Consider the following 10,803-nt stretch of genomic DNA (forward strand, 5'->3'; position numbering starts at 1 on the left):
GGCCTGCCACATGTCCACCAACACCCGCTTTGATAAATCCAGACTGCCAAGCCGGCACGTGACCGAGGGGCCAGAGCGCGCGCCGCACCGGTCCTATTACTACGCAATGGGCATGACCGAAGAAGAGATTCACCAGCCTCTGGTGGGTGTGGCAACCTGCTGGAACGAAGCGGCCCCCTGTAACATCGCGCTGAACCGTCAGGCCCAAGCGGTCAAGGTCGGCGTCAAGGCGCAGCAAGGCACGCCACGCGAATTCACCACCATCACCGTCACCGACGGGATCGCCATGGGCCACGAGGGCATGCGCTCTTCCCTAGCGTCGCGCGAAGCGATTGCCGACACGGTAGAACTGACAATGCGCGGTCACTGCTACGACGCGATTGTCGGCCTTGCGGGCTGTGACAAATCGCTGCCGGGCATGATGATGGCGATGCTGCGGCTGAACGTGCCGTCCGTGTTCCTCTACGGTGGGTCGATCCTGCCGGGCAAAGTCCCGGAAGGGGCCGATGTGCCTGCCGATTTCGCCAGCCGCGACCTGACTGTGCAAGACGTTTTCGAAGCCGTGGGCAACTACCAGAACGGCAGCATGTCGCAAGCCGCGCTTGAAGTTCTGGAACGCGTCGCTTGCCCGACAGCCGGTGCCTGCGGGGGCCAGTTCACCGCCAACACCATGGCCTGCGTGTCCGAGGCGATCGGTCTGGCGCTGCTGAACTCCTCTGGCATGCCTGCGCCCTATGAATCGCGCGACGCCTATGCGGCGGCCTCGGGTGAAGCCGTCATGAACCTGATCGAAAAGAACATCCGCGCGCGCGACATCTGCACCCGCGAAGCATTCGAGAACGCGGCGCGCATCGTGGCCTGCACCGGCGGGTCGACCAATGCCGGTCTGCACCTGCCCGCTATGGCCGCCGAGGCGGGTATCGACTTTAACCTCAGCGATGTATGCGACATCTTCCGCGACACGCCTTATTTCGTCGACATGAAACCCGGCGGGTCGCATGTGGCCAAAGACCTGTATGACGCGGGCGGCGTGCCAGTTGTGATGAAAGAACTGCGCAAGGCTGGCCTGCTGCATGATGACTGCCTGACCGCCTCGGGCCTGTCCATCGGTGAAGAGCTTGACAAGATCGAACGCGAGGCCGACGGCAAGGTGATCCACGCGATCGAAACACCGATCAGCAAGACCGGCGGCGTCGTTGGTCTGAAGGGCAACCTCGCGCCCGAAGGGGCCATCGTGAAAATCGCTGGCATGTCCGAAGAAGACATCGTCTTTACCGGTCCGGCGCTGATCTTTGAATGTGAACAAGACGCGTTCGAAGCCGTGCAAAACCGGGCCTACAGCGAAGGCGACGTGTTCGTGATCCGCAACGAAGGCCCCGCTGGTGGCCCCGGCATGCGCGAAATGCTGGCGACCACGGCGGCCCTGTCCGGTCAAGGCATGGGCAAAAAGGTAGCGCTGATCACCGACGGCCGTTTCTCCGGCGCGACACGGGGTTTCTGCGTTGGTCACGTCGGCCCCGAAGCCGCGCATGGCGGACCGATTGCCTTGCTCAAACAGGGCGACATGATCACGCTGAACGCGATCACCGGTTCGATCTCTGTCGATATCTCGGACGAGGAAATGGCAGAGCGCAAAGCGGCTTGGCCCGGTGCCCGCAAAACCAACTATCAAAGCGGTGCTCTGTGGAAATACGCGCAGCTTGTGGGCCCAACCTATCTTGGTGCGGTGACGCATCCCGGCGCGAAGGCGGAAACACATGACTACATGGACCTGTAAAGGTCCGCTTGCCGCCTTTGGCGTGATGCTTCTGACCGCCTGCGAGGGCGGTCAGGGGCTGGGCGCGTCCTCGGGTGCCGCCAAGCCGCCGTTGTCACGCGCGAAAATGGCCGGAGGGGTCGAACTGGTCGCCCCCGATGGTTTCTGCATCGACCAAACCAGCCTCGAGGCGCGCTTTGCCGTGATTGCACGCTGTGACGGATTAGGGGCCCCTGCCTCTGCGGGGGCAGCACCGCGCGGGTTGATCACGGTCAGCCTGACCCAGTCCAAACCCGGCTCCCTGCCAAGCGCCCAGCAGATCGCGGCTGAAACCTCGCTCCAGAATGTGCGCGATGTGGAGAAAGGCGACCAAAGCGTCACCTTCCGCGCGCAGGGGCGTATTCCTGTCGGTGGGCTTTCCCCCAACCAGTGGCGCGGCGTCGCACGGATGGGCACGCAAACCGCCGGTATCGCTGTCTACGGCCCCGAACGCGGCGAGATCGTCAGCCCCTCTGGCCGAAGGGTTCTGACACAGTTGATCACCCGCAGCATCGACGCCAGTGCACCTGCAAAAACTACCGTCGCGCAACGCAACTAGCGCGCCGGCCCCTTGGCCCATTTCATTTGTGCCCCCAAGCCACAGGCGGTAGGGTACGACCAACAACCCATTCGTAATCGGGGCAACAGGCACATGCGCAAACTCGGGAAAAAGCTGATCGACAGCGCCTTGATCGCGCGGTTTACCCGCCGCTGGTCCGCCAAAGCCGACCGTGCCCCCCAGACAGAACTGTCCGTGCTGCGCAAACAAGCAGGTCAAGCACGCGCCTTGCGTCGGCATCTGGACAAGCTGATCTACACCGCCGAAGACCGGCTTGCCCTGCCCCGCATCGGCTCTAACAAGTTCTCTCGGCCCCATAACACCGATTGGTCCTGGCGCCCGCAGCTTTGGCGCGCGCCCTTGACCAAATCGGGGCTGTCGTCGGTGCAATCCAAGGCGACCATGGGCGATGAGGTCACGATTTTCCACGACTGCACCCTGTCCGAACTCGGCATCCGGCAAATCCGCAACCTCGAAGAAAACCATCTGGCACCCTATGGGCTTCGGCTTGAGGTCTACCGTTTCGACGGGTCTTTCCTGTCGCTGGTGCTGGACCTGCAGGATGATTGCGTTGACGGGATGAAGCGCACGCATGTCCTGCGCGTGGACGCCGTAATCGAGATGGAGAAACCGATCGAGATTTTCGCCCGCCTGAACATCCGCCACGGGCCCAACACCGAACAGATGGTGCAGGAACTGCCGGTGAACAAATCCGAGGTCACGGCAGAATTCGACCTCGCCTATTCCAACCTGAACGAAAAACGCGTCGAGAAAGCCTGGATCGACCTGATTTTTGAAGGGCCCGAAATGAACCAGATCATGCTGCGTGACCTGACCTTTTCGCGCCGCCCCCGCGCCCAGTTGTAGGAGCCCCGCATGAGCAACCTGACCCTCACCAAAACCCAGATGCGCGACGGCACCTGGCAAGGGATCGTGACCGGCGCGGACGATACCAAACCCGATCTTGCGGTCACCCACGCCGATGCCGATGTCGCGGGGGTGCAGTTGGAACATGACGCGTCATCGGATCACTGGGTGCTCAGCATCCCTGTGCCCGCAGCCGCAATCGCCGATGGGCTGCATACATTGCTGGTGGTCGACCGCGCGTCTGGCTCGACATTGGCCAGCATCACCCTGATCGGGGACGAGGTCACCGGCCCCGATTTGCGCGCCGAGGTGGATTTGCTGCGCGCCGAGCTTGATATGCTGAAGCGTGCGTTCCGGCGGCACTGCGTCGAAACGACCTGACGGCGCTTGCTTGCTTGCCCCTGTGACGCGATGTATCCCTTGGCAAGACTGAGCCCTTCAGAGGACCCTCGTGATGGCAGTGAAAAGACGGACTATCGGCGTGATCGGCCTTGGCAATTTTGGCTCTACGGTCGCAACCGAGCTGCAGCGTTTTGGCAACTACGTGATCGGCGTGGACCTGAACGACCAGCGCGTCAGCAACCATGTCGAAAAGCTGAGCCAAGCCGTTATCGTGGACGCCCGGGATGATGCCGCCCTGCGCGAGGCCGGGTTGGGCGACTGTTCGATGGCGCTGGTCGCCATGGGCAGCGATCTTGAATCGAGCATCCTGTCGGCCATCAACCTGAAACTGCTGGGCGTCGAGACGATCTGGGCAAAGGCCAAGACAAAAACGCATCACCGCATCCTGTCGAAACTGGGTGTCGACCGCGTGATCCACCCCGAAGTCGAAGTCGGCCAGCATATCGCGCAGGTGATCCACAACCCCTTGGTGCGCGACTATGTCAGCCTCGGGAACGGATACCACGTGGTCAACTTCCGCATCCCAGAAGCGCTTGAGGGCAAATCGCTCGAGACGTTGTCATACGGCAAGAAGTTCGACCTGCGCTGTCTGGGCGTGATGCGGGGCACCGAATATATCGGGCGCGACGGGTTGGACTGCACGTTGCAACGGGACGATCTGTTGATCCTGCTCGGGCAGCGCACCGACCTGCGCAGCTTTGCGGCAAGCCTTTGAAGCTCTTTTCAAAGTCACAGAAAAGCGCGTGGCGGCTTCTGCCCCCGCCCGCCGTGCTTGTGTTGATCTATCTGACGATGGTGGTTCTGGGCGGATTGATCCTGTGGACTCCGCTGGCGAATACTGCGGGGATCAGCCTGTCGGACGCGCTGTTCACCTCTACCTCTGCTGTTACGGTGACGGGGCTGGCGGTGGTCGATACTGGCACCGCTTTTACCGGTTTCGGGCAGGCGGTCATCGCACTTCTGATCCAGATGGGCGGCTTGGGGTTGATGACCTTTGCCGTTCTGGTGCTGTCCGCGCTTGGTATCCCTTTGGGGATGCCGCAGCGGATTATCCTGCGCGAAGACCTGAACCAGCCGAGCATCTACAATCTGACCTCGCTGGTGATGGCGATCCTGAAGATCGCCATTCTGGCAGAGCTTATCGGCGCTGCCTTGATGGCCTTTGTCTTCGTGCCCGAATTCGGGCTGGCGCAGGGGCTTTGGCATTCGGTGTTCCTAAGCATTTCTGCATTCAACAATGCGGGGTTCGCGCTGTTCCCCGACAGCCTAAGTAACTGGGTCAGCGATCCGATTATCAACGTCGTGATCCCCGCCCTGTTCATCATCGGCGGCATCGGGTTCATCGTGCTGGCCGATATCTGGGAAAAACGCAGCTGGCGACGGCTCAGCCTGCACAGCAAGCTGATGCTCACCGGCACGGTGGTGCTGATCCTGCTGGCCTGGGCGCTGTTTGCAGCACTTGAATGGCGCAACCCCGCGACCTTGGGCCAGTTCGGCAGCCTTGGCAGCAAGCTTTGGGCCAGTTGGTTTCAGGCCGTCACCCCACGGACAGCGGGCTTTAATACGCTTGATTACGCCGAGGTCCACGAGAGTACTGCCTTGATGACCATGACGCTGATGCTGGTCGGCGGCGGCAGCACGTCGACGGCAGGCGGCATCAAGGTGACCACGCTCATCGTGCTGATCCTCGCCACCGTGGCCTTCTTCCGGCGCAGCACCAGCCTGCATGCTTTTGGTCGGTCGATGGGGCCGGATGAAGTGTTCAAGGTCATGGCGCTGACCACGATCAGCATCCTTCTGGTCCTGACGGGCATCTTCATCATGTCGATCAAACATGACGGGGAGTTCATCGACCTCGCGTTCGAGGCAACATCGGCCTTTGGCACCGTCGGCCTGTCGCGCGGTGCCACGGCAGAGCTTGATAGCACCGGCCGCGCGATGATCATGCTGATGATGTTTCTGGGCCGCGTCGGCCCGCTGACCATCGGGTTCTTTCTGGCGACGCAATCGGTGCCCCGCGTGCGCTACCCCGAAGGCAAGGTCTATCTGGGCTGAACACCCGCCCTTGGCCCAACAAAAAAGACCGGCCCGCCTATCTGCGGACCGGTCTTTGATGCGAACGCGTGATCGCCGCGCTTACTTCTTCGGGCCCAATGCGGACAGACCCTTGAGGATGTCGATGGCATAGGCCAGCTGGTAATCCTCTTCCCGCAAGGACGCAGCTTTTTCGGCCTTGGCGCGGTCTTCCATGATCTGGTCGACCTGATCGTCGGTCAGGCTGTCGTTGTTCAGACTGCCGCGCAGGTCTGCTTCGGACCGCAGGGGGCGTGCTGTTGCATCCTCTTCCTCGGTGTCCGCAGGCTGTGCCGGTGGCTGGGCGACGATGATGTCGGGGGACACGCCAAGTGCCTGAATAGAGCGGCCCGACGGCGTGTAGTACCGCGCTGTGGTCAGGCGCATCGCCCCTTCACCGCGCAGCGGCATGATCGTCTGCACCGACCCTTTACCAAAGCTTTTGGTCCCGACGACAATCGCGCGACGGTGGTCTTGCAAGGCACCGGCAACGATCTCGGAAGCCGAGGCAGAGCCGCCGTTGATCAGCACCACAATCGGCTTGCCTTCGGCCAGATCGCCGGGGGTGGCGTTGGTGCGGTCGCCATCCGCGGCATCACGGCCACGGGTGCTGACGATCTCGCCTTCTTCAAGGAAAGCATCCGACACGGCGATGGCCTGATTCAGCAGACCACCGGGGTTGTTGCGCAGATCCACGACAAAGCCGCTGACATTCTCGATGCCGCCGGCGGCCTCGACCTGCTCTTCCAGACCCTCTTTCAGCTTGGGGTAGGTCTGTTCGTTAAAGGTGGTGACCCGCAGCACAACCGCGTCGCCTTCGGTACGGGCGCGCACTGCGGTCAGCTGGATGGTATCGCGCACCAGCGACACGTCGAAGGGTTCGGTCTCGCCTTCTCGCACCACGGTAATCTCGATCTCTGATCCCACCGGCCCGCGCATCAGCTCGACCGCGTCATCCAACGTCAGCCCCAGCAGGCTTTCGCCGTCCACATGGGTGATGAAATCGCCCGCTTCGATACCCGCTTCAGAGGCAGGCGTACCATCAATAGGGGAAACAACTTTGACGAAACCCTCTTCCTGCGTCACCTCGATGCCGAGACCGCCGAATTCACCACGGGTCTGGTCGCGCATCTTCAGCGCGTCTTTCGGCGACAGGTAGCTGGAGTGTGGATCAAGCGAGGTAAGCATGCCGTTGATCGCGGCCTCTACCAGCTCTTCGGTGTCGACCTCTTCGACGTATTGCGCACGGATGCGTTCAAAGATGTCGCCGAACAGATCAAGCTGTTCATAAACGTTGCTGTTCTTTTCAGTTTCCTGTGCCAGCAAGGGGCCCGCAATCTGCGTCGTGGCAATTACCCCTGCCAGCGTACCGCCCACGGCAGCCATCACGAACTTCTTCATCGTTTATCCATCCTTATCAGTTCGGAACCAGTCTGACGGGTCCTGCGGAACATTGTTCTCTCTTACTTCTATATAGAGCGTTTCTGAACGCTCCACGCCAGCCCCATCACCATTTGGTGACAGCGCCTGTTGATTTACGCCGGCCGGGCCGCCCATAAGGCCAATCGGCGTCTCTGCCCCGATCACCTGCCCTGCCTCGCCATAAACCACATCCAGCCCTGCCAATACAAACAACGCCCCGGCCCGAGGTTCAAGAATGACCACGTTTCCCAGGTCCAGCAGCGGGCCGGTGTAGCGGATTGTCGCCGCCGTGGGCGATGTCACGATGGCACGCGGGCGGGTCGCGAGGATAATCCCGGGGCGCGTCACCCCCGCCGCATCGGTTTCATTGGCACGGCGCAGGATCACGCCCTGCACCGGCAAGGTCAGGTCGCCCTTCCGCCCTTCGAAATCGGCGGGCGCATCCGCAATCGGGTCCGAGGTCATCTCGGACAGGCCGCTGGCGAACCCCGATAGCGTCTCGGAAGTCGAGATCAGGATCGCGGTGCGCACCGGGTCTTCGTTGAAGCGTTTGGGCAGATCGGTCCGGTTAGCCATCGCCTGATTAAGCTCTGTCCGGGCGCGCTGGATTTCTGTCAGCCCGTCCTGCAAGCGCTGTGCCGCATCGGTCTGAAGCGCCCGCAGGGTCTGCACGTCTTCAAGATCCTGCCGCAAGACATCGGCGCGGGTGTTCAGGGCCGGTGTCAGCTCTGCCAGCAGCATACCCGCGCGTGCGGTGCCAACGGGCCCTTCAGGATGCAGGAACAAGGTGGGCGACGGGTTACCGCCGATGCTTTGCAACACGCCTAGCAACTGCGCGACCTCGCCATCGCGGGCCTGTAGCTTCTTGCTCAGCTGCGCCTCGTTGATGGCCGCCTGACGCAGCCCCTCGCGCATGGCCCCAAGGCCGGTTTCAAACGCCTGAATCGTCTGGGTCAGCGCCTGCACGCGGTCCCGCGCCCCATCTGCGGCGTCCAACTGGGCAGAGGCCGCTTCAAGGTCGGCCATCGCGCGGCGCGCCTGTTCTGCTGCCTCGGTTTGCGCAAACACGCCGACGGGCCAGAACATCAGGGCAAGGGCGCAAAGGCGGATCATTCGAGCAGCGACTTTCCCGTCATCTCGGCCGGTTGATCCAGCCCCATCAACTGCAACACTGTCGGCGCCAGATCGGCCAGACGACCGCTGCGCAGGCTGGCCCCATCGGGCCCGCCGACAACCGCCACGGGCACGGGGTTGAGCGTATGCGCCGTATGCGCCCCGCCGGTTTCGGGATCAATCATCGTTTCGCAATTACCGTGGTCCGCGGTGACGATCATCGCGCCGCCGACCTCCTCAAGCGCCTCAAGCACGCGCCCAAGGCCGGTATCCACCGCCTCGCAGGCCGCGATGGCGGCATCAAGATCACCGGTATGCCCTACCATATCGGGGTTCGCGTAATTCACCACAATCAGGTCGTAGCGGTCTTTGATCGCTTGCACGAAACGGTCGGTAACTTCCGCACAAGACATCTCTGGCTGCAAGTCATAGGTCGCCACATTCGGCGACTTGGGCATATAGCGGTCCTCGCCCGTTGTGGGTGTTTCCTCGCCCCCGTTCAGAAAGAACGTCACATGCGGGTATTTCTCTGTCTCGGCCAAGCGGAACTGCCGCAGGCCGTGCTGTGCGACCCATGCGCCAAGCGTGTTCACGATCTCGGGCTTGGGGTACATGGTGGTCATGAACGCCCCATGCGCGTCGGAATATTCCGCCATGCCCATCACCGCAGACCACGTAGGCCGCGCGCCTGTGTCGAAGGCGTCAAACTCCGGATCCGCAAGCGCCGACATGATTTCGCGCGCGCGGTCGGCGCGGAAATTCAGGCAGAAGATCCCATCGCCGTCCTGTACGCCGGTGTAGCCCTCCAACACCGTGGGCGTGATAAATTCATCGTTTTCGTCAAGACCATAGGCATCATTCACCGCATCGCGGGCGGTTGGGGCGGCACTGCCCTTGCCCTGCACGATCGCCTCATAGGCTTTGGCAACGCGGTCCCAGCGGTTGTCACGGTCCATCGCGTAATAACGCCCCGAGACGGTCGCGATACGCGCCCCGTCGGGCAAGGCGGCTTGCAGCGTCTCGAAATAGCCCAAGGCCGAGCGCGGCGCGACATCGCGCCCGTCGGTCAGCGCATGGATCACCACCGGAATACCCTGCGCCCGCAGCGCACGCACCGCGGCAATCATATGCGTCAGGTGCCCATGCACCCCGCCATCAGAGACAAGCCCCATCACATGCGCCGTGCCGCCAGTCTGTTTCAGCGTCTCGACAAAGTCCAGCAACGGTTGATGGGTGGCAAACGCGCCTTCCTCGATCGCAAGATCGATCTGTCCCAGATCCATCGCGACGACACGACCAGCCCCGATATTGGTATGCCCCACCTCGGAGTTGCCCATCTGCCCCTGTGGCAGCCCCACATCAGGCCCGAAAGTGGTCAGCGTCGCCGAAGGGCAGCTTTGCATGATCCGGTCGATATGCGGGGTCTTTGCCAGAAGGGGCGCGTTGCCCTGAGGGTCATCGCGCAGGCCCCACCCATCCAGAATGCACAATACGACAGGTTTTGGGGTGTTCATCCTGAGACCGCTCCGCAGGTTTACAGTGGTTTTCCGTCTTTTAGCGGCTCTGTCGCCGATGGTGAACCTAATTCAACGCAGTTTACAAACTTGTAAGCAGAGGGCGGCCAAATCACACGGCGCACCCTTGCCCTGCCTGCGCGGTTTGGTCATAAGATGGGCGCATCAAAGCCAAGGACGACAGCATGACATCCCAAGCACCGGAAACCCGCATTGTGAACACCTGGCGCGTCGCCTGTGACGGCAGCGAAGGCGCCTTGGGGCACCCGCGCGTCTGGCTGCAAATCCCGCAAGACAAGGGCTGGGTCGAATGTGGGTACTGCGACTGCAAGTTCATCCACGCCGAGTTTGAGGGCAAGGTCTGACCAAAGCGTTACGATGGCTGGGCGCGCTTGCGCTTTTGCCCGCGTGCTTTGTGCTTGCCGCAGTGATCGGTGCCCTCTGGGCCGCTCCTGCCTTTGATGAACCGCGCGCGGTGCCGACGCGCGAGGTGCTGCTGGTCCACGGACCCATCCACTATGATCTGCTGATCCCGATTGATGATATCTCGGGCCCGCGGTTTGCCGCGCTCGAGACGCGGGGTCTGCCGCTATCGCACCCCGATGCGCGGTGGCTTGTCATCGGATGGGGGGCGCGCAAGTTTTATACGGAAACCCCCACCTATCGCGAATTGAAACCCGGCAATGTCTGGCGCGGGATTATCGGCGATGACGCGGTGCTGCGGATTGATGTCATTGGCCCCATCGCCCCGACCGCCAAACGCCGGACCGTGACGATGACCGAAGGCGCGTACCGCAGGCTGGTCGCGAATGTCTGGTCGGCGCTTGACCCCGGCCCTGACGGGCTGCCTCAACGTGTGGATGTGGATGGGTATACCGCCACCGATGGATTCTTTGCCGCCAAGGGACGCTTTAGCATCCTGCGCACCTGCAACGTCTGGATCGGCGACCAACTCCGCGCGGCAGGGCTGCGGTTCGGACGCTGGACGCCGCTCCCCTTGTCAGTGAGCCTCTCCTGGCGCCTTTACCAAAGCGAGCCCCGCTAGGCAGGGACGCTCC

Annotated in this window: 11 protein-coding genes; 8 read left to right on the plus strand and 3 right to left on the minus strand. The window is 62.2% G+C overall.

From position 1 onward, the window contains the following. The first annotated feature begins 10 nt into the window (after window positions 1-10). The 6 genes from ilvD (at window position 11) to ACTRWK_RS04940 (ending at window position 5,678) form a co-directional block, all read left to right on the plus strand. A complete protein-coding gene (gene ilvD / locus ACTRWK_RS04915) occupies window positions 11-1,777 on the plus strand; it encodes a dihydroxy-acid dehydratase (RefSeq protein ID WP_005850463.1) in 1,767 nt (588 codons plus the stop codon). Further along, the gene (locus tag ACTRWK_RS04920) at window positions 1,758-2,354 is read left to right on the plus strand and encodes a hypothetical protein (RefSeq protein WP_132997827.1); all 597 of its coding nucleotides are present in this window, start codon (window positions 1,758-1,760) and stop codon (window positions 2,352-2,354) included. Before ilvD ends, ACTRWK_RS04920 begins: the two co-directional genes overlap by 20 nt. Window positions 2,355-2,447: 93 nt before the next feature. Then, window positions 2,448-3,221 carry a DUF6478 family protein gene (locus ACTRWK_RS04925; protein ID WP_037942621.1) on the plus strand — a complete coding sequence of 258 codons (774 nt, stop codon included), beginning with the start codon at window positions 2,448-2,450 and terminating at the stop codon, window positions 3,219-3,221. Window positions 3,222-3,230: 9 nt separating this feature from the next. Continuing rightward, window positions 3,231-3,602 carry a hypothetical protein gene (locus ACTRWK_RS04930; RefSeq protein ID WP_037942620.1) on the plus strand — a complete coding sequence of 124 codons (372 nt, stop codon included), beginning with the start codon at window positions 3,231-3,233 and terminating at the stop codon, window positions 3,600-3,602. A 73-nt stretch (window positions 3,603-3,675) separates the two neighbouring features. Then, on the plus strand, window positions 3,676-4,338 hold the full coding sequence (locus tag ACTRWK_RS04935; RefSeq protein WP_005850470.1) for a potassium channel family protein: 663 nt from the start codon (window positions 3,676-3,678) through the stop codon (window positions 4,336-4,338). A 77-nt stretch (window positions 4,339-4,415) separates the two neighbouring features. After that, window positions 4,416-5,678, plus strand: a complete 1,263-nt coding sequence (locus ACTRWK_RS04940; protein WP_180829220.1) for a TrkH family potassium uptake protein — start codon at window positions 4,416-4,418, stop codon at window positions 5,676-5,678. An 81-nt stretch (window positions 5,679-5,759) separates the two neighbouring features. Here the strand turns inward: ACTRWK_RS04940 and ACTRWK_RS04945 are convergent, their stop codons facing one another. From ACTRWK_RS04945 to gpmI, 3 genes are read right to left on the minus strand one after another with little or no spacing between them, the layout of a single operon-like run. After that, on the minus strand, window positions 5,760-7,097 hold the full coding sequence (locus ACTRWK_RS04945; RefSeq protein WP_037942619.1) for a S41 family peptidase: 1,338 nt from the start codon (window positions 7,095-7,097) through the stop codon (window positions 5,760-5,762). A gap of 3 nt (window positions 7,098-7,100) precedes the next feature. Further along, window positions 7,101-8,231: a murein hydrolase activator EnvC family protein gene (locus tag ACTRWK_RS04950; protein ID WP_064216119.1), complete on the minus strand. Its 1,131-nt coding sequence runs from the start codon at window positions 8,229-8,231 to the stop codon at window positions 7,101-7,103. Beyond that, window positions 8,228-9,745 (minus strand): 2,3-bisphosphoglycerate-independent phosphoglycerate mutase, encoded by a 1,518-nt coding sequence (gene gpmI / locus ACTRWK_RS04955; RefSeq protein WP_289081343.1) that lies wholly within the window; start codon window positions 9,743-9,745, stop codon window positions 8,228-8,230. Before gpmI ends, ACTRWK_RS04950 begins: the two co-directional genes overlap by 4 nt. Before the next feature lie 185 nt (window positions 9,746-9,930). Here gpmI and ACTRWK_RS04960 point away from each other — a divergent pair, with 185 nt between their 5' ends. Then, window positions 9,931-10,110: a zinc-finger domain-containing protein gene (locus ACTRWK_RS04960; RefSeq protein WP_005850479.1), complete on the plus strand. Its 180-nt coding sequence runs from the start codon at window positions 9,931-9,933 to the stop codon at window positions 10,108-10,110. A 50-nt stretch (window positions 10,111-10,160) separates the two neighbouring features. After that, complete coding sequence (locus ACTRWK_RS04965; protein ID WP_289081344.1) at window positions 10,161-10,790, plus strand: TIGR02117 family protein; 630 nt, start codon at window positions 10,161-10,163, stop codon at window positions 10,788-10,790. The last annotated feature ends 13 nt before the right edge of the window (window positions 10,791-10,803 follow it).

Source organism: Sulfitobacter sp. G5_S2_6_S6 (assembly GCF_054968505.1).

What these genes read in the sequence shown, in the direction of transcription:
- ilvD (WP_005850463.1), top strand. Translation starts at nt 11, where the DNA reads ATGTCCACCAACACCCGCTTTGATAAATCCAGACTGCCAAGCCGGCAC.
- ACTRWK_RS04920 (WP_132997827.1), top strand. Translation starts at nt 1,758, where the DNA reads ATGACTACATGGACCTGTAAAGGTCCGCTTGCCGCCTTTGGCGTGATG.
- ACTRWK_RS04925 (WP_037942621.1), top strand. Translation starts at nt 2,448, where the DNA reads ATGCGCAAACTCGGGAAAAAGCTGATCGACAGCGCCTTGATCGCGCGG.
- ACTRWK_RS04930 (WP_037942620.1), top strand. Translation starts at nt 3,231, where the DNA reads ATGAGCAACCTGACCCTCACCAAAACCCAGATGCGCGACGGCACCTGG.
- ACTRWK_RS04935 (WP_005850470.1), top strand. Translation starts at nt 3,676, where the DNA reads ATGGCAGTGAAAAGACGGACTATCGGCGTGATCGGCCTTGGCAATTTT.
- ACTRWK_RS04940 (WP_180829220.1), top strand. Translation starts at nt 4,416, where the DNA reads ATGGTGGTTCTGGGCGGATTGATCCTGTGGACTCCGCTGGCGAATACT.
- ACTRWK_RS04945 (WP_037942619.1), bottom strand. Translation starts at nt 7,097, where the DNA reads ATGAAGAAGTTCGTGATGGCTGCCGTGGGCGGTACGCTGGCAGGGGTA.
- ACTRWK_RS04950 (WP_064216119.1), bottom strand. Translation starts at nt 8,231, where the DNA reads ATGATCCGCCTTTGCGCCCTTGCCCTGATGTTCTGGCCCGTCGGCGTG.
- gpmI (WP_289081343.1), bottom strand. Translation starts at nt 9,745, where the DNA reads ATGAACACCCCAAAACCTGTCGTATTGTGCATTCTGGATGGGTGGGGC.
- ACTRWK_RS04960 (WP_005850479.1), top strand. Translation starts at nt 9,931, where the DNA reads ATGACATCCCAAGCACCGGAAACCCGCATTGTGAACACCTGGCGCGTC.